This is a genomic window from Streptomyces sp. HUAS CB01, from assembly GCF_030406905.1.
Taxonomy (GTDB): Bacteria; Actinomycetota; Actinomycetes; order Streptomycetales; family Streptomycetaceae; genus Streptomyces; species Streptomyces chengbuensis.
Map to the genome: position 1 here is coordinate 4018613 of NZ_CP129137.1, position 17778 is coordinate 4036390.

12 protein-coding genes, 1 tRNA gene and 1 pseudogene are annotated in these 17778 nt (G+C 70.9%); 8 read left to right on the forward strand and 6 right to left on the reverse strand.

Translation table 11 applies throughout. The annotated features are described in order from the left end of the window. Nucleotides 1-17: 17 nt before the first annotated feature. The 3 genes from QRN89_RS17830 to QRN89_RS17840 all read right to left on the reverse strand — a co-directional run bounded on the left by QRN89_RS17830 (nucleotide 18) and on the right by QRN89_RS17840 (nucleotide 3060). Nucleotides 18-1517, reverse strand: coding sequence for a Stp1/IreP family PP2C-type Ser/Thr phosphatase (locus QRN89_RS17830; protein WP_290350418.1), 1500 nt, complete (start codon nucleotides 1515-1517; stop codon nucleotides 18-20). Nucleotides 1518-1676: 159 nt separating this feature from the next. After that, entirely contained in the window at nucleotides 1677-2189 is a 513-nt protein-coding gene (locus QRN89_RS17835; RefSeq protein WP_290350419.1) for an FHA domain-containing protein FhaB/FipA, read from the reverse strand. Between the two features lie 10 nt (nucleotides 2190-2199). After that, entirely contained in the window at nucleotides 2200-3060 is an 861-nt protein-coding gene (locus QRN89_RS17840; protein WP_290350420.1) for an FHA domain-containing protein, read from the reverse strand. A 639-nt stretch (nucleotides 3061-3699) separates the two neighbouring features. Between QRN89_RS17840 and QRN89_RS17845 the strand changes: the two genes are divergently transcribed. After that, nucleotides 3700-3786 (forward strand) — tRNA-Leu (locus tag QRN89_RS17845). Between the two features lie 1013 nt (nucleotides 3787-4799). Here the strand turns inward: QRN89_RS17845 and QRN89_RS17850 are convergent. After that, nucleotides 4800-5234: pseudogene (locus QRN89_RS17850) on the reverse strand (Tn3 family transposase); the annotation flags it as partial. 821 nt (nucleotides 5235-6055) lie between these two features. Here QRN89_RS17850 and QRN89_RS17855 point away from each other — a divergent pair. From QRN89_RS17855 to QRN89_RS17865, 3 genes are all read left to right on the forward strand, one after another. Then, entirely contained in the window at nucleotides 6056-8812 is a 2757-nt protein-coding gene (locus QRN89_RS17855; protein WP_290350421.1) for an FG-GAP repeat domain-containing protein, read from the forward strand. A 516-nt stretch (nucleotides 8813-9328) separates the two neighbouring features. Further along, nucleotides 9329-11011 (forward strand): sensor histidine kinase, encoded by a 1683-nt coding sequence (locus QRN89_RS17860; protein ID WP_290353751.1) that lies wholly within the window; start codon nucleotides 9329-9331, stop codon nucleotides 11009-11011. 30 nt (nucleotides 11012-11041) lie between these two features. After that, nucleotides 11042-11701 (forward strand): response regulator, encoded by a 660-nt coding sequence (locus QRN89_RS17865; RefSeq protein ID WP_290350422.1) that lies wholly within the window; start codon nucleotides 11042-11044, stop codon nucleotides 11699-11701. Nucleotides 11702-11820: 119 nt separating this feature from the next. Here the strand turns inward: QRN89_RS17865 and QRN89_RS17870 are convergent, their stop codons facing one another. Further along, nucleotides 11821-12435: an FMN-dependent NADH-azoreductase gene (locus tag QRN89_RS17870; RefSeq protein ID WP_290350423.1), complete on the reverse strand. Its 615-nt coding sequence runs from the start codon at nucleotides 12433-12435 to the stop codon at nucleotides 11821-11823. A 145-nt stretch (nucleotides 12436-12580) separates the two neighbouring features. Here QRN89_RS17870 and QRN89_RS17875 point away from each other — a divergent pair, with 145 nt between their 5' ends. From QRN89_RS17875 to QRN89_RS17890, 4 genes are all read left to right on the forward strand, one after another. Beyond that, entirely contained in the window at nucleotides 12581-12934 is a 354-nt protein-coding gene (locus tag QRN89_RS17875; protein ID WP_290350424.1) for a winged helix-turn-helix transcriptional regulator, read from the forward strand. 181 nt (nucleotides 12935-13115) lie between these two features. Further along, entirely contained in the window at nucleotides 13116-14585 is a 1470-nt protein-coding gene (locus QRN89_RS17880) for a DUF2252 domain-containing protein (protein WP_290350425.1), read from the forward strand. Between the two features lie 56 nt (nucleotides 14586-14641). Further along, a complete protein-coding gene (locus tag QRN89_RS17885; protein WP_290350426.1) occupies nucleotides 14642-15589 on the forward strand; it encodes a J domain-containing protein in 948 nt (315 codons plus the stop codon). A gap of 87 nt (nucleotides 15590-15676) precedes the next feature. Beyond that, on the forward strand, nucleotides 15677-16021 hold the full coding sequence (locus QRN89_RS17890) for a rhodanese-like domain-containing protein (RefSeq protein WP_290350427.1): 345 nt from the start codon (nucleotides 15677-15679) through the stop codon (nucleotides 16019-16021). A 567-nt stretch (nucleotides 16022-16588) separates the two neighbouring features. On the opposite strand, the gene QRN89_RS17895 is transcribed toward QRN89_RS17890, so the two are convergent. Continuing rightward, entirely contained in the window at nucleotides 16589-17746 is a 1158-nt protein-coding gene (locus tag QRN89_RS17895) for an acyl-CoA dehydrogenase family protein (protein WP_290350428.1), read from the reverse strand. Nucleotides 17747-17778: the final 32 nt, after the last annotated feature.

Below are 17778 nucleotides of genomic sequence, written 5' to 3' on the forward strand. Positions count from 1 at the left end.
GGCCCCCCTACGGGTGCTTACTGCTTGCCGCAGTTCGAGGCCAGCTTCTGCTCCTCCTCCGAGAGGGTGGGGCCCGGAGAGGGAGACGCTGCGGTCGGCTTGGTCTGGGCGGACTGGGTCGAGGGCTTCGTGCCGGTCGTTCCGCCGGCCTGGCCCTCGCCCGGCGGCGTGCCGGCGGCACGGTCCGCGGCGGCGCGGCGCTGCTCGTCCTTCTTGCAGACGGCTGCCTGCGCGCCGAGCTCCTGGATCTTGTCGCGGGCATCGCCGAGGCTTCCCTCGGTGATGGTCTCCTTGACCTGCTTCTGCTGGTAGGCCGGCAGGTACTTGAGTTCGATCTCGGGGTGGTCCTTCTCGACCTTCGAGAGCGAGACCCAGGCCAGGTCCTGGCTGATGCCCCGGTACAGCGCGACGTGGTTCTCGTTCGCGCCGACGTAGTACTGGGTCTGCGTCCAGCGGTAACCGCCGTAGAGACCACCGCCGACGACCCCCAGCGCGAGCGCGATGAAGAAGGATCTCTTCAGCCACTTCCGGCCGCGGCGCGGCTTGACGAAGTCGTCGTCGGTGTAGGTGCCGTAGCTGCCCTCCGGCGGCATCCCGTCGTAGCCGACGTCATCGCCGCTTCCGGGGGGACCGAAGCTGCCTCCCGGGGGTGGCGGGGTGGGCCGTCCGAGGCCGGACGCGCGGCCGGCGGGGGTCTGCATCGCCCCGCCGTCGCCCAGCTGCATCTGGTTCTCGGCGACCGCGCCGACGACGACCGGGGTGTCGCTGAGCGCGCCGGCGAGGGTGTCGCCGGAGTCCGTGTCGAGCACGTCGGCGACGATGCAGGTGATGTTGTCGGGGCCGCCGCCGCGCAGGGCGAGCTGGATCAGCTCCTGCACCGTCTCCTGCGGGCCCTGGTAGCTGGCGAGGGCGTCCTCCAGCGTCTGGTGGGAGACGACGCCGGACAGTCCGTCGGAGCAGATGAGGTAGCGGTCGCCGGCCCGGACCTCGCGGATGGAGAGATCGGGCTCGACGTGGTCACCACTGCCCAGCGCGCGCATCAGCAGGGCGCGCTGCGGGTGGGTGGTGGCCTCCTCCTCGGTGATCCGGCCCTCGTCGACGAGCCGCTGCACCCAGGTGTGGTCCTGCGTGATCTGGGTCAGGACCCCGTCGCGGAGCAGGTACGCACGGGAGTCGCCGACGTGGACGAGTCCGAGTCGCTGACCGGTCCACAGGAGCGCGGTCAGGGTGGTGCCCATGCCCTCGAGCTGGGGGTCCTCCTCGACCATCATGCGCAGCTGCTCGTTGGCCCGCTGTACCGCGGTGCCGAGCGAGGTGAGGATGTCCGAGCCCGGAATGTCGTCGTCGAGCTGGACGAGCGTGGAGATGACCTCCGACGAGGCGACCTCGCCGGCGGCCTGGCCCCCCATGCCGTCGGCGATCGCGAGAAGACGCGGGCCGGCGTAGCCGGAGTCCTCGTTGCCCTCCCGGATCATGCCTTTGTGCGATCCGGCTGCGAAGCGCAGTGACAGACTCATGCGCACCTGCCCTGTCGACGCTGCCTCGGGGTACAGCCGGTCTCGAGCCACACTGCCCACCCTCCGGTCGGGAGCCTGCCCCGGTCCGTCGCCGGGACCGCTGCGGGGTCCTCCGTGCGGACCGCCGCGGCTCGCTCGCTCCGCTCGCTCATTGTCGTACTACTTCCGCAGCTCGATGACGGTCTTGCCGATACGGATCGGCGCGCCCGGCGGAATCGGTGTCGGGGTGGTGAGCCGGGTCCGGTCGAGATAGGTGCCGTTGGTGGACCCGAGATCCTCGACGATCCACTGGCCGTCACGGTCCGGGTAGATCCTGGCATGCCGGCTGGAGGCGTAGTCGTCGTCCAGCACGATCGTGGAATCGTGCGCACGGCCCAGGGTGATCGTCTGCCCCTGCAGCGCGACCGTGGTGCCGGTGAGGGAGCCCTCGGTGACGACCAGCTTCGTGGGCGCCCCCCGGCGCTGGCGCGTCGCCTGCTGGCGCTGCTGCGGAGGCGCCGCCGGCTGGCGGGCGGCCTGCTGCGGACGTGTCTCCGCGTTGCGGCGCGAGCCGCGCTGCGTGACACGGGTGCCGAACAGGTCACTACGGATGACCTGGACGGCCACGATGACGAACAGCCACAGAACGGCCAGGAAACCCAGCCGCATGACCGTCAGGGTCAGCTCTGACATTGCCCCCGCTTCACCCTTCGGCTTGCCGGTAAACGATGGTGGTGCTGCCCACGACGATCCGCGAGCCGTCGCGGAGCGTAGCGCGGGTGGTGTGCTGCCCGTCCACCACGATGCCGTTGGTGGACCCGAGATCCTGGATCGTCGAGGGCGTTCCGGTCCGGATCTCGCAGTGCCGGCGGGAGACGCCGGGGTCGTCGATCCGCACGTCGGCGTCGGTGCTGCGGCCCAGCACCATCGTCGGGCGGGAGATCTGGTGGCGTGTGCCGTTGATCTCGATCCAGCGGCGTACCTGGGCGCCCGGCATCGGACCGGGTGCCGGCGGACGCCCGCCGGGGGCCGCTCCCGGGCCGGGCCTGCCACCGCCGGGAGGCGGGGCGGACGGCATGGGAGGTGCACTGACAGGAGGGTAGCCGTAGCCGCCGCGCTGGGCCCCCTGCGGGGCGCCCGCGTGACCCGCTCCCGGGCCGGCGGGAGCGCGGTCGGGCGTCTGTGACGTACTCGACGCGAGGGTGCGGCTGCGCACCCGGTACAGACCGGTGTCGAGGTCGTCGGCCTTCTCCAGATGGACCTTGATCGGTCCCATGAAGGTGTAGCGCTGCTGCTTGGCGTAGTCCCGGACCAGGCCGGAGAGCTCGTCGCCGAGCTGGCCGGAGTAGGGGCTGAGGCGCTCGTAGTCGGGCGCGCTCAGCTCCACGATGAAGTCGTTGGGGACGACCGTGCGGTCCCGGTTCCAGATGGTCGCGTTGTTGTCGCACTCGCGCTGGAGGGCGCCCGCGATCTCGACCGGCTGGACCTCGGACTTGAAGACCTTGGCGAAGGTGCCGTTGACCAGACCTTCGAGCCGCTGCTCGAAACGCTTCAGAACTCCCATGGGGCACCTCCTCCGTCGGTGTCGTCCTGGTACTGCTTACTGATCGTATCCACGCGTCGGGAAATCGGCTGGTTCCCCTTGTCTGGCCCGTCGATGAGTGTCACCTCTCACACGGATCGTAGAGGCGGCCTCCTGACAGTGTCCCGCACCCGGGGTGCACCCCGGGGGAGCGGGGGGAGGTGCACCCGGGAGGAGTGCCGGCGGCCGCGCTGCGTTCCTTCGCCTGTCCCTCTCCGGTTGTCCGTGTCTTCCTCTTCCAGCCCTGTCTCTTCTCCGTCCCGGGGTTCGCGGCTCCCGGTGCTCCCGGGTTCCGCTTCCGTGGCCGGGCCCTCCGGCCGCCGCTGTTCCCTACAACGTCGCGGAGGGCCGCGGGGGTGCCCGCCGCCCGGTTACCGGAGGTCCCCTGTCCCGGTCCCTGTCCCGGTCCCCGTCACGAGGCCGGGGCCGCGACGGGGGTGCCGGGTGCCCGGTCGCGATCACGGTGCGAAGCGCGTCCCGGCAGGCCTCTGCTGTGTTCTCCGCCGCCGGGAGCCGCCCGAAACAACGGATGTGAATCCACCCTCGGCAGCGTGCTAATCTTCTGCATGTCGCCAGGGGCTCGCACCGAACAGGTGAGGGACGAGGCGGCAGCACCCAAATGCGCGGGTGGCGGAATAGGCAGACGCGCTGGATTCAGGTTCCAGTGCCCGCAAGGGCGTGGGGGTTCAACTCCCCCCTCGCGCACCAGGAGAAATCCGTTGAAACGGGTCTCCGCCAGAGACGAAAGTCCTGGTGGGGGCCCGTTTCTCGTGGTCGGGGTAGCTCGGTCGCTGTGTGGATGTGTGTGTGACACCACTGTGGTCTGTTTTACGTGAAAGAGCCCACACCGTGGCTCTTGTCACGATGCGAGCCCTGTTCTTCTGTTGATCTTCAGCTGGTGCGGCTCGCGACGGTCGCTGGCCGGCCGGTGCGAGGTAGCCGGGGGCCACCTGCCCAGCGGCTTGGTCCTGCGCAGGTGGTGGGTGCGCTTGCGCGGCGCTGCCCGCCCAGGGTGAGGTCTCCCCCCATTCCTTGATCTTCCGGCGGTTGGGCGTTCACACGCTGACTGTGCAGCACGCACCGCGGGAACCGGCCTCCTGGCCGCACCAGGTCGGTCTGATTCCGTCCGAGGCACGGTCCTTCCAGCACCGCGGGAGGCAGACCGGCTGCGTGCGGCGGTCGAGGGCGGGGTACCGCCGTGCTGTCCCAGGTGCTGACCGGGATGGGCGGGGTCGGCAAGACCCGGCTCGCCGTCGACTACGCCCGCGCCGCCGGGGACGACGGCGGTCTGGACGTCCTGGTCTGGGTCACCGCGAGTGCCCGGTCGCCCGTGATGAGCGGATACGCGCAGGCCGGGGCGCTGAACGCCCAAGGCCGCAACGAGCCCCCGACGAGCCCGCCGCCGACCTCGGGCACCTGCCCCTGGCTCAGGCCGCCGCCCATCTCATCGACTCCGTTGAGACCGCAGCCACCTACCGCAACCTGTTGGCCGAGCGCGCCACGAAACTCACCGACCTGGCCCGCGACGCCCTGCCCGACGAGCAGGCCACCGCCCCCGCCGCCGCCTGGTCCCTGTCCATCGACCGCGCCGACACCCTGCGCCCCGCCGGCCTGGCCCGGCCCATGCTCCACCTGGCCGCCCTGCTCGACGCCAACGGCATCCCCCAGTCCGTCCTGACGGGCGAGACCGCCGGCGCTCACCTTGCCGCACACCGCACCGCAATTGGCCCCACCCCCGGGATCTGCCCGATCCCGGCGACCTGGTCGTTGACGGCGTTGGGCCAGGTGATGCCGCGCTTGAACCCGAAGTACTTCGGCGACGGTGCCGCGCTGATGGTCCGTACCGGGACGACGAACCGCAGCCCGTCGACGGAGGCCAGCAGGCCGTCGCCCCAGTACGCCGGGATCGGCACCTGAGACTGGGCTTCGATCAGCATGGCGTTCGCCGCGGCGATGGTGTCGCCCCGGAGGTAGAACTGGTCGACGTGGACCGGACGGGAGCGGGTGAGGCCCTCGTGGCCGGGGTTGGTGAACGGAGTCATGCCGATGTCGCACGCCTCGCTCACAAGGAGCGCGACGGCCGAGGTGGTGAGGTACTTCATGCGGGTGGTGCCGTCTCCGAGGTGGACGAAGGCGTCGAGGAACCCGGTCCAGGAACAACGGTGAAGCGCGGTGGCGGTCGCCAGGCCGGCGATGCCGGATCCGACGACGAGGACTTCAAGGCGGTTTGACATGCGGATCTTCTGCGTGGCCACCGGAGGTACGTCCCGCGATTACGACCTGTTCGGCGGCCGGTCTACGGCCGCGATTCGCCAGGGCCGGTCCCCTGCCCTCCGCGCTTGGCCGTAGTGACCCGCATCGTGGGAGGCGGTTCTCCCACCGAGTACCTCCGGGCCCGGAGCGTTGCGAAGGGTTTCGACACGAAGCCTTGAACGGGTTCGAAAACACCTTCCGCAGCTTGTGAAGGCGTTGTTAAGATCCGGGCGCGTGAGGCAGCGGGCCCTTCAATCCGGTCGTTCCGATTCTCGATCGGTGTGCTCCGTGCGGGAGTCCTTTCTCTGCCTCTTCCGAAGGGTCTCGGGGAGGGGATCTCTTGGCCGGATTCGGCCGTATTCGTGCTGCCGTGGGAATCCGTGGCGCATGTGTGGTTGCGTCGGTGGCCCTCGTGGGCGGGCTGACCCCGGCCACCGCTGCGCCGGTGGAAGTCGCCAACTCTGTCGACGTCACCATCCCTGCCACCATGAGGAAGTCGCCGGGGGCCGGCGAGCTCCTCAGCGTTGGCCCATCCGGTTACGCTCACTGGGGTACTACTGGTCTCCCCAGCGGACTGGACTGGACGTCGTACGACGGCACGACGCAACGGGTGCCAGGTGGGGACGGCGCGGCCCCTTCATCCCCGATCGAGACGCACGGCGCAGGCTCGGACATCGTGGCTCTGCCCCCTCGGAACGGGTCTGGCGACGTACAGATGCGGAACATGGCCACGGGCGAGTCCTGGGTGGTTTTGGTTCCGGCCGGTCAGATCTACGCCCAGACCTTCGGCGACACGGTCGTCACCCGGAGCGGGATGCGCACGGGGTCTGGGTGGACGGGAATGCATTTGCTCCGGGCGGAGAACGGAAGCACCGTCGACAGGCCCGTGACCGGGATGCCCGACGGCTTCGTACATCAATTCCTCGGCCGGGGAGGTCAGCACGGGAGCCTGATCTTCGGCTCAGTTCCGGATGACACGTCTTTGAAGAGTGCCTGGCTCGATTTCCGCACGGCAACGGCCACCATGATCCCCAGCACCGTGGTCGGCACCAACTCAACCGTCACCGCTCACCATGTGGTGACTCCTTCGGGTGCCAGCGGTGTCCGTATCTACGAGCAGGGTGAGTTCGACGCTCCGGTACGCGAGCTCGAGGTCGATCTCACCGACGCCAAGGTCGTGGGGGTGGTCGGTGACTCCCTCATCATCGGTCGCCACGACCCGGCTCTCGGCTCCTTGGCCTACGGGTCGTCCACGTACCGTGTCATCGCCGTGCCCTTCGACGGCTCGCCCGAACGGCTTCTGCTGGCACGGGCCAGCGTGCTACGCATCGCACACCGTCCCGACGGTGGTCTACTGATCGTGGGCGGGGCCTCCGCCTTGGACTACGGCTTCAACATCATTGCCGTCCAGGAGGACGGAACGCCGGGCGTCGAGCCGCTGCGCCGCATTGCACCGGTTCCCATGAAGCACCTCGGGCTGGTCGTTGACCAGGTAACAGTCACCTCAATCGAAGACGGCGACGGCCGCACAGCGGTCTACGAGCGGGTGCTCAGCGACACAGCTCCGGGATACGGAGACCGAGTCCGGCGCGGCAGCCTGCCGTTTCCGTACGACAGATGCGTCATGTCCGAGCGCGAATGCCCGCAACTGCACCCCACCGGTGATGGCCGCGTCGTCTACACGGCCGAGGTCGCGCCCGAGGGAGGCGACACGAGGCAGGAAAGGCTCTTCGTCGCCGATAAGGTCGGGGGCTTTCCGGGGACTTCCTGGGACACCGGATTGGACCCTAAGAGCAGCGACCTAGACGTTCAGGTACTGGGTGCATCGGGCAGCCTTGCTCTCGTGAAGGGGCGCTCGCCGCTCGATGACTTCGAGCTCCGCGTCCTGGACATCAACAGCGGCAGGGTGCTCCGCAAGGAGCCCGGTCTCGTGGGGGCCCTTTGGGGAACCACCTTCTGGACGGCGGTGCCGGCCGGTGACGGCACCTTCACGGCGACTGCCAAGGAAGCGCGGACGGGGGCACGACTGACTTCGGTGCGGGTGGGATCCAACTGCCGGAACCTGTTGGAGCTGCAGGCGGTTGGACAGTGGCTGTACTGGCGCTGCGAGACGGCCGGCACGCCCTCCCGCGCGGCAGGCGTGTACGACCTCGCGAACCGCAGGAACGTCCCGCTCGGCGACACCAGGACGGCCCGGCTGGGTAACGGCATCGTCGTGACCGGCGGGGACGGAAAGTCGCTGGACGTCCACGACGTCCGCGGTGCAACCGCTCTCCTGGAGAACGTGGCGACCGCTCACGGCCTGTTCAGTCTCGATGTCCGCACCGGCGACCTCGCCTACACGCGGGGCAAGGGCGATGTCCGCGTGCTGCGCCGGGGGCTGTCGGCGGTGCCGCTGAACTCCCCCTACAGCGTGGTCGGCACGACAGTTGAGACAGACGCCACCCCCGTCGTCTGGCGAGGGCAATGGTGGCTAAACGAACCGGCCGCCGACTGGACCGTCACCATAAGGCACCCCTTGACCGGGCGCGTCGTCTCCACCCAGACGGGCGGCCGCGCCGAGTACTCCATCGCCGCTTCGTGGAACGGACGAGCGACGGACGGCACCTACCCTTTGAACGGTCGCTACACCTGGACTCTGACCGCGCGCCCTGCGGACGGACAGGGGGCCGGCCTGGTCACATCGGGGTCGGTCACACTGATCGGCGGTGCACCTGTGCTCCGTGACCATGGGGGCGACGGCATCGGTGACCTTGTGTCGCTGAGTTCCTCCGGCGCCCTGGCCTTCCGGTACGGGAACGGGGCGGGTGGCTTCTCGGGGGCGACGACGGGTTCTGGCTGGTCGACGTCGGTTGTCGCGGTGCCGTTCGGGGACCTGAACGGCGATCGGTGCAATGACGTACTGGTGCGCTTGGGCTCTGAGCTGCGCGCGTACAACCCGAAGTGCGGTGCCGCGCTGACTCCGTCGACTCCGTATACCTCGCTGGGTACGGTGTGGGCTCAGTTCAACGTGCTGACGTCGCCGGGTGACATAACGGGTGACGGCCGTGCGGATCTGGTGGCGCGGCAGGCGTCCACGGGGGACATGTACCTGTACGCGGACGACGGTGCGGGGAAGCTGAAGGCCCGCGGGAAGATCGGTACGAACTGGAAGCTGTACCGGGCGGTCTTCGGTGCGGGTGATCTGAATGGTGACGGCATCGGTGAGCTGCTGGCGGTGGACGGCGCGAACTCGCTGTGGCGGTACGACGGCACGTCAGCGGGGACGCTGAAGCCGCGCGGGCTGGTGTTCGGCAATAAGTGGGGTACCGGCCGCAACGTCTTCGTCGGTGTGGGCGATCTGAACCGGGACGGCAAGGCCGATCTCGTGTCCCGGAACGCGGCCGGGGATCTGCTGCGTAACAGCGGCACCGGCGCCGGTTCCTTCGGCTCGACCGTGAAGGTCGGGACGGGCTGGCAGGGCTACAAGGGCCTCTTCTGAGCTTGCTCAGCGGCCGTCGTCGATCGCCAACCGGTGTCTACGGCGCTGGCCGGGCGCCGCTATCTGGGCGCGCTACCGGAAGGCACGTTCGTCGTCCGTTGACGCGCCGGCGGCCGGCGGGGAAAGAGCTGGGAAAGAAGGGAAGGCCGGTGCCCGTGCCAGGCGGCTGGGCCACGCTCGCGACGTGCACCACGGCGCGTACCGGGGTGGCGTCGGCCGCCAGGCGCGCACGATGCGTGAGGATGTAGTTGGCCTGTGCCCAGGGGTCGGGAAGTCGCGCACCTCGGTGTCGGTCGAAAGTCCTGGTGGGGCCCGTTTCTCGTGTGAGCCGTGCCCGGCTCGGGCTTCGACCGGTTTCACTCGGACCGGTTGAGCGTCTTTTGTGCGCTTTGTCTCTTTCGCGTTGCGCGGCATCGCGACCTTCGGCGGACAAGGGTGCGACGAAAGTGAGCAGTGGCCGGGCCGCCGGGTGCCTAGGGTGCGGTCGTGGACGCGTCATCGAAGATATGGGCCGGGGTGCGGGCGGGCGGCAGATGGCTGGCGCCGCCGGAGCAGTGGTCCCGACGCAGGTTCGCGGGCGAGGTGACCGTCGCGCTGCTCCTTGCCGTCCTGGCCGCGGGCCTGGGACAACTGCTGGAGGCGTCCACCTCGGCCGTGGTGGCCGAGGCCGTCGCGATCGCGGTCCTCTCGCTGCTGCGGCGGCGCCTGCCGGCGACCGTGCTGGCGGTGACCGCCGCGCTGACCCCGGTGGGGAACGGGTTCCTGCCGCTGATGATGGCCGTTGGCTGGTCGGCCGGGCGCCGGATCACCGGAGCGGGCCGGGCCGTGGCCGCCTTCGCCGGTGCCTACGTCCTCTGTGTCGCCGTGTCGCTCGTCGACACCTGGTCGCCGTCGAGCGCGCTGACCCTGGTGCTGCTCACCACCCTCTACTTCCTCGCGGTCGCGGTGGTGCCCGGACTGGCCAGCCGGTACTGGACGCAACGGCGGACCCTTCTGCACACCCTGCAGGAACGCAACAGCCAGCTGCTGCGCGAGCGGGCCATGGTCGCCGGCCAGGCACGGCTGAGGGAACGGCAGCGCATCGCGCAGGACATGCACGACAGCCTGGGGCACCGGCTCGCGCTCATCTCCGTGCACACGGGAGCCCTCGAGGTCGACCGCGAACTCACCCCGCGACAGCGCGAGGTGGTCGGGGTGCTGCGGGAGGCGTCGGTGACCGCGATGCACGAGCTGCGCGAGGTCGTCGGCATTCTCAGGGACGGGGTGGAGGCGCCCGCGCCCGCCTCCGTGGACGAGTCGGGCCGGGCCGCTCGCGGCACCGCCGGTATCGCGGCGCTCGTCGATGCGGCGAGGGCGGCGGGGAACGCGGTCGAGCTGAAGTACGCGGGGGAGGCGAGGCCGCTCGCCGCGGCCGCCGACCATGCGGCGTACCGCATCGTCCAGGAGGCCCTCACCAACGCCTACAAGCATGCGCCCGGTGCGCCGATCACGGTGGACCTGCGGTACGAGCCGGACTCCTTCGTCGTCGAGATCGTCAATGGGGCCGCCTCTGGACCGGCGGGCGAAGTCGTCAGCGGCGGGCAGGGACTGACGGGGCTGCACGAGCGCGCCCGGCTCGTCGGCGGCATGGTGCACGCCGGTCCGGTTCCGGCCGGCGGGTTCCGGGTGGCCGGAGTCCTTCCGTACGGCGTCGGGGAGGCGTCGCCGTTCGTCGACGGGGTGGACGACTTCCGGCAGCAGCCGCTGAAGGCCCCTTCCGGGGACGGTGTTCCGGTCATGGACTGGACCGTCCCGGAGAAGGAGTGGGCGATGGGTGGCAGGAGCGGGCACAGCAGGTACAGCGGGGTGGCCATCGGGTGCGGGATCGCGGTGGGCGTCGTGATGCTGCTGGGAGTCGCCGTGCTGGTGGGGGCGTTCTTCCTGGTCGGCTCGCTGGACAAGGGCATGATCGAGCCGTCCGAGTACGAGGCGGTCAAGGTCGGGTCGGCGGAGAAGACCGTGCGGGACCAGTTGCCGAGCGGGGACACGATCGCCACCGCGGGGCTGGAGGGCAAGGGGCCGAAGGAGCCGGAGGGTTCGAGCTGCCTGGTACTGATGTCCTCGGCGATGGGGGAGACCCTGGAGTCGGAGCCGGTGTTCCGGTTCTGCTTCAAGGACGGCAAGCTGGTCGAGAAGAAGTCCTACGAGGTCAAGCGCTAGGACAGGCGCTGGGGGAGCAGAGGGGGGCCTGTGACCGGTTCGCCGATCAGGGTCGTGATCGCCGACGACGAGCCGCTGATCCGGGCCGGGATCCGGATGATCCTCACCTCCGATCAGGAGATCGAGGTCGTCGCCGAGGGCGCCAACGGCCGTGAGGCCGTCGAGCTGGCGCGGTCGCACCGGGCGGACGTGGTGCTGCTCGACATCCAGATGCCCGTGATGGACGGGCTCACCGCGCTGCCCGAACTGCGCCGCGCCGCCCCCGCGGCACGGGTCATCGTGCTCACGACCTTCGGGGAGCGCGACAACGTCCTGCGGGCGCTGGAGCACGGCGGCGCGGGATTCCTGCTCAAGGACACCGCTCCGGCGGAACTGATACGGGCGGTGCGGGCAGCGGCCGCGGGGGATGCCTATCTCTCGCCCGCTGCCACGCGCCATGTCGTCGAGCAGCTGGCGTCGGTGCGGGCGGTGACGCGCGACGCGGAGGCCAGGTCCAGGGTCGCGACGCTGAGTGCACGGGAGCGCGACGTGCTGGCGCTGCTCGGCGAGGGGCTGTCCAACGCGGACACCGGGCGCCGGCTGCACATGAGCGAGGCGACGGTGAAGACCTATGTGAGCCGGATCCTGGCCAAGCTCGACTGTGAGAACCGGGTGCAGGCGGCGCTGCTGGCGCGGGACGCCGGGTTGTAGCGCGCCGGCCCTTCGGCCCGCCCCTCGCCGGAATCCCTCCGCCGCGATCCCTCTCGAGGACCGTGGCGGAGGTTTCACGTGGAACATCGGCGGGGCGGCCCCGGCCCTCGGGCATGCCGTTATGCGGCGAGCCGTGACGCCAGGTCCTTGGCCTTCTGGGCGGCCTCGACGAACGCCTTGGAGCGGGACGCCTCGGCCAGCGGAACGAGCTCGGCCATCTCGGGCTTGCTGGGCGCCAGGGTGAGTTCGGGAACGATGAAGTCGACCTCGGCCCCGAACATGCCCGTGAACACCTTCTCCAGGTAGGTCTGGACGAACTCGAAGTCCTCCCGGGGCGTGCCGGGGGCGTACGAGCCGCCGCGGCTGGCGACCACGGTGAAGGGGGTGCGGGACAGCGGTCCGTCCGGGGCGCCCGCGTTGTGACCCACGATGATCACCTGGTCGAGCCATGCCTTGAGCGTGGACGGGATCGTGAAGTTGTACATCGGGGCGCCGATCAACACGGCGTCGGCCTCGGCGAGTTCGGCGGCCAGTTCGGCGCGCAGTGTGTCGTCCGCGCCTGCGGAGACCGCTGCGAAGTCCAGGTGGGGCAGGGGGTTCGCGGCCAGATCGCGGTAGACGACCCGGCCCTCCGGGTGCTCCTCCAGCCAGGTCTTCACGAACGTGGCGGTGACATCGCGCGAGGCGGAGCCCTGCGGGAAGAGGGCGGAATCGATGTGCAGCAGCGTGGCCATGGGGTTCTCCATGAGGGGAAGGAAGGCTCGACGGCTCGACGGCTCGACGGCAGGAGGACGCTCACTACCGTTCCGTTCGCTACTACAAATAGCATAGGTGCTTACTTTTTTTCATCACCGCACGGCGGGGCAGTACGCTGGAGCCATGGCGGAACACGGAGAGCACGCGTGCCGACAGGTCGACGGGGGCATCACGCGCGTCTTCGGGCTGTTCGGGAAACGCTGGACCGGCCTGATCGTGTCGGTGCTGATGCAGCGGCCGGTCTACTTCGCCGAACTGCGGCGGGCCATCCCGGGAATCAGCGAGCGCATGCTGTCCGACCGGCTGACCGAACTCGCGGCCGCCGGGCTGGTCGTGCGGGAGGTCGACGAGGGGCCGCCGCTGCGTGTCGCCTACCGGTTGACCGACGCCGGAGCGGCGCTGGAGCCCGCCCTCAAGGAACTGGGCCGCTGGGCGGAGTCGCACCTGCCCGGCGGGGTCGAGGACGGAGCCTGCTGAGGACGTGACCCGTCACGCCCCGAGCGCCCAGGGGCCCGTACGGAGCCTTGCCGACCGGTGACCTCATCTGACCGCCGACCTCAGGTGGGCCCCGTCCCGGAGCAGGTGGAGCGGGTGATGACGGCGGTTGTCCACAGGGGGAGACGGCGGCCTGCTCCGACGGTACGGTCGTGGGCACTTGATGGTGCACGACAGTGGGGGAGGCGGTCACGCCGTGAGCGAGACCCAGACGGTGGCGTACCGGCGGACGGCGTCGGAGGAGGTGCGCATACCGGAGGTCGCGGGCTTTGCCCGGCGGGTGCCGGGCGGTGTGCCGGACGCCCCCAAGCGGGACGGCAAGGCCCTGCGCCGGCAGGTGCCGCGTTCGTCCCACGACGCGATGGTGATCCCCGAGGGGCGGCCCGACGCGGTACAGGCCGTGGAGGAGTCCAGCCGGGGCCGGGTCCCCGAGCTCACACCGATACGGGTGGGACGGATGGCGGCCGCCCCGTTTGCCTTCCTGCGCGGCTCCGCCGGACTGATGGCGCATGACCTGGCGGGCACACCGGTCACGGGCATCGCGGCGCAGATCTGCGGCGACGCGCACGCGGCCAACTTCGGTCTGTACGGCGATGCGCGCGGCAGTCTCGTGATCGACCTCAACGACTTCGACGAGACCGTCGTCGGCCCCTGGGAGTGGGACCTCAAGCGGCTGGCCACCTCGCTGGTGCTCGCCGGCCGCGAGGCGGGTGCCGACGAGGACGTCTGCCGCAAGGCCGCGTTCGACGTGGCCGGGTCGTACCGCCGCACGATGCGGCTGCTGGCCAAGCTCTCGGTCCTGGACGCGTGGAATGCGATCGCGGACGAGGAACTCGTCTCGCACGCCGACGCACGCGACCTGGTGGGCACGCTGGAGCGGGTCTCGGAGAAGGCCAAGAACAACACGAGCGCGCGATTCGCCGCCAGGTCGAGCGAGGCGTCGGAGGACGGGGGCCGTCGCTTCGTGGACGCCCCGCCGGTGCTGCGCCGGGTCTCCGACGCCGAGGCCGCGGCCGTCGCCACGTCACTCGCCGGCTATCTGGAGACCGTCTCGGAGGACCGTCTGCCGCTCCTCGCGCGGTACGCGATCCACGATGTGGCCTTCCGGGTCGTCGGTACCGGCAGCGTGGGGACACGGTCGTACGTGGTGCTGCTGCTCGACCACCGGGACGAGCCGCTCGTGCTGCAGGTGAAGGAGGCGCGCCCCTCCGTGCTGGTGCCCTACCTGCCCGCCGGCTTCGAGGTGCCCGAGGTCCCGCACGAAGGCCGCCGTGTGGTGAGGGGCCAGAAGCGGATGCAGGTGGTCAGCGACAACCTGCTGGGCTGGACGACGGTGGAGGGCAGGCCCTTCCAGGTGCGGCAGTTCCGCAACCGGAAGGGCAGTGTGGATCCGGCCGCGCTCGCGGCCGACCAGGTGGACGACTATGCCCGCATGACGGGCGCGCTGCTGGCCAGGGCGCACGCGCACAGCGTCGATCCGCGGCTGGTGGCCGGCTACTGCGGCAAGAACGAGGAGCTGGACGAGGCGGTGGCCGGTTTCGCGGTGCTGTACGCGGACCGGACGGAGGCCGACCACGCCGATCTGGTCGCCGCGGTCCGCAGCGGGCGGATAGCCGCCGAGCTGGGGGTGTGACGGGCATCGTCCGTCCGCTCGCCGGAGCGGCCGGTGCTCTGCCATACGCTGGGCGGGTGACTCAGGACGCTCCCGGGGGCCCGGCCACCCGGCACGAGGACGAGCAGGACGACCACCGCGTGGACGATCAGGACGACCACCGCGTGGACGATCAGGACGTGCAGACCGCCCAGGCGGCGCAGGACCAGCCTGGCGCCGCCGGCGTGCGCGAGGACGCCACGGAGGAGTCCGAGCGTGCCGAGGCCCGGCTGGAGAAGGCCGTGCGCGCCGCGGAGCAGGCCCTGATCGAGTTCGAGATCGCGGTCGAGACCTTCCGGGTCGAGGTGGAGAACTTCTCCCGGCTGCACCACCAGAAGCTCGGCCCGATGTACTCGCGCCTGGACGAGCTCGACGCGCTGATCGCCGAGGCCCGGGCGGCCAAGAGCGGCGACCCGGAGGATCTGCGCAAGGCCCGGGAGGCGCGGGCCATCGTGATGCCGATGCCCGGCGTCGAGGAGCTCTTCCACAGCTGGATCGATTCCGACGGCCTCTCCGCCGAGGCCGCGGCCATGCTGACGGACCGGCCCGTGCAGCCACCCAAGCGGGTGCGGCCCACGGACGAGGCCCGGAAGCTCTACCGCGAGCTCGCCCGCAAGGCCCACCCCGACCTCGCCCAGGAGGACACCGAGCGGGCGCGCCGGGAGGAGTTCATCACCCGGGTCAACGCCGCGTACGGACGCGGTGACGAGGCGCTGCTGCGGGAGCTGACCCGGGAGTGGGAGGCGGGGCCCGCGCCCGAGGAGCCGCGGCTCGGTGAGGTCGAGGAGCTCTACGCCCGCCTCGAGTGGCTCGCGCGGCGCAAGGAACTGCTGACGGTGGTCGCCCAGGACCTGGAGGAGAGCGCGATCGGCGCGATGCTGCGGATGGCGCCGGACGACCCCGACCGGCTGCTCGACGAGATCGCGGAGCAGCTGCTGGCCCAGGTCGCGGAGCGAGAGGCCGAGCTGGCCGCGCTGGTGCAGTAGGTTTTCGGGGAGGCCGACCACCTTCCGCGCCCGGACGTGCGGCGGGTGGAAGGCACGACGAGTCCAGGTACGAGAGAAGGCCCGACCATGAACTTCGCCCCGCTGCCATCGGTGGACGCCGCTTCCGTGCCCGCCGGTGCTCTGGTGCTCGACGTCCGGGAGGACGACGAGTGGGCGGCCGGCCATGTCGAGGGTGCGCTGCACGTCCCGATCGGCGACTTCGTGGCCCGCTTCGGCGAGGTCACCGAGGCCGTGGCCGACGGCCGCCGAGCCTATGTGATGTGCCGGGTGGGCGGCCGGTCGGCCCAGGTCACCCAGTACCTGGTGCAGCAGGGCATCGACGCGGTGAACATCGACGGCGGCATGCAGGCCTGGGACGCCGCCGGCCGCCCGATGATCACGGACAGCGGCAACCCGGCCTTCGTCCTGTAGACGTAGGAGGCGGTCTCGGGTCCCGGACAGCGGGGGCCTCCAGCCCCGCCGAGTGGGCCGAGCCCTCTGGCCGCGTACCGCCCCGCCGCTGTGACGTCGGGCCGCGCGGCCACCGGACCTGCGGGTTCCCGCGGCCCCCGTCTCGAGGGAGGACGGGCCCAGCCTCCGTCCCGCCGAAGGAGGGTTCGAGCATGCTGGCCGCGTGCCTGCGGCGCTGCTCCGAAAGCTGACCTCGGCCACCGGACCAGTGAGCCCTACGGTCCGACCCCGAAAGGCACGAGCGCTCGACTGCGTGCCGCGTGCTGCCCCCGATGCCGGACCCCGGCCACCGGGCCCGTGGGGCCTGCGATTCCTGCCCTTCCGGAACGGTGAGGCCCCCGCGGCTCCCGCCAAAGGGACGCGCGGGTTCCTTGGCCGCGTGTGCGCGCCGCTGCTGCGAGGCCGGGACCCGGCCACCGGACCTGCAGGTCCCGCGCCGCAGCTCCGACAACGGACAGGGTGGTTCCCGCCCCGCCGGTGCTCTCCTGTCTCCGGAGGGTGCGTCTGTCTCCGGAGGGTGCGTCGCCGTCAGCCGAGCGGGTGTGCGGCGAGCAGATCTCCCAGGGCCTCCTCGTGAGCGGCCGCGGGCCCGAGGGACAGCTCCAGCTGCTTGGCCCAGGCGTGGTACCGGTGCAGGGCGTAGTCCGTGTCCGCGCCGAACCCTCCGTGCAGATGCTGTGCGGTCTGGACGACCCGGCGGACACCGTCGGACGCCCAGATCTTCGCCACCGCCACATCACCGGAGACGGGCAGTGGTCCGCCCACCGTGCCGCCTGCCGCGGTGGGGGCCCCGAGCCGCCATGCCGCCTGCCAGAGGGTCGCCTCCATCGCCCGCAGGTCGATGTACCGGTCGGCGGCCTGTACGGCCACGGCCTGGAAGGTGGCGATGGGGAAGCCGAACTGCTCGCGCTGACCCGTGTACTCACTCGTCATGGACAGCGCGCGTTCACCGAGACCGAGAGCCAGCGCGCAGGTGCCGGTGGTGAGCAGGTCGCGCAGCCACTCCCAGGCACCTTCGGCGTCGATCACGTCGACGCCGTCGATCCGCACGCCGTCGAGCCGCACCTCGGCGAGCAGTTCCCCGCTGGTGGAGACCTGTCCGGCGAGTGTGACGCCGTCCCGGCTCCGAGGGACCAGAGCGATCACGGCGCGGCCGTCCTCGGCGTGTGCGGGCACGGCGATCAGGTCCGCGCACTGCCCCCAGGGCACGGCGGTCTGTACTCCGTCCAGGAGCCAGGCTCCGTCGCCGGGCGTGCGGTGGGCGGTGACGGCGAGCTCGGCCGGGTCGTGGCCGGTGCGTCCACTCGAACCGGCCGTCAGGACGACCTCGCCGCGGCCGACCCGCGGCAGCAGGCGCGAAGCGGTCCCGGAGGCGCCGAATCGCTGAACGGCCGCCGCCACCGCGCCGGTCTCCAGCAGCGGCACCCGGGCCAGCACTCTCGCCGACTCGCGCAGCACCAGACAGAGCGCGATGGGCTCCAGGCCGGCGCCGCCGTGCTCGGGACCGACGACCAGACCCAGCAGGTCGGCGGCGGCCAGCCTGGCCCACAGCGCCCGGTCGATGTCGTCGGCCACGGCACCCGCGGTGAGGGCGGGACTCGGCACCCCGTCGGGCGCGACGCCCGAGAAGACCGCCCTGGCCGCCTCCACGGCCGCTTGCTGTTCCTCGGTGAAGGTGAAGTCCACAGCCCAGTCCCTCCCGTGCACCGGCTCCGCGC

Excerpts from the sequence above, each read along its gene's own strand:
- QRN89_RS17880 (WP_290350425.1), top strand. The coding sequence starts at position 13,116 with ATGGTGCACGACAGTGGGGGAGGCGGTCACGCCGTGAGCGAGACCCAG.
- QRN89_RS17890 (WP_290350427.1), top strand. The coding sequence starts at position 15,677 with ATGAACTTCGCCCCGCTGCCATCGGTGGACGCCGCTTCCGTGCCCGCC.
- QRN89_RS17875 (WP_290350424.1), top strand. The coding sequence starts at position 12,581 with ATGGCGGAACACGGAGAGCACGCGTGCCGACAGGTCGACGGGGGCATC.
- QRN89_RS17870 (WP_290350423.1), bottom strand. The coding sequence starts at position 12,435 with ATGGCCACGCTGCTGCACATCGATTCCGCCCTCTTCCCGCAGGGCTCC.
- QRN89_RS17835 (WP_290350419.1), bottom strand. The coding sequence starts at position 2,189 with ATGTCAGAGCTGACCCTGACGGTCATGCGGCTGGGTTTCCTGGCCGTT.
- QRN89_RS17830 (WP_290350418.1), bottom strand. The coding sequence starts at position 1,517 with ATGAGTCTGTCACTGCGCTTCGCAGCCGGATCGCACAAAGGCATGATC.
- QRN89_RS17840 (WP_290350420.1), bottom strand. The coding sequence starts at position 3,060 with ATGGGAGTTCTGAAGCGTTTCGAGCAGCGGCTCGAAGGTCTGGTCAAC.
- QRN89_RS17855 (WP_290350421.1), top strand. The coding sequence starts at position 6,056 with ATGGCCACGGGCGAGTCCTGGGTGGTTTTGGTTCCGGCCGGTCAGATC.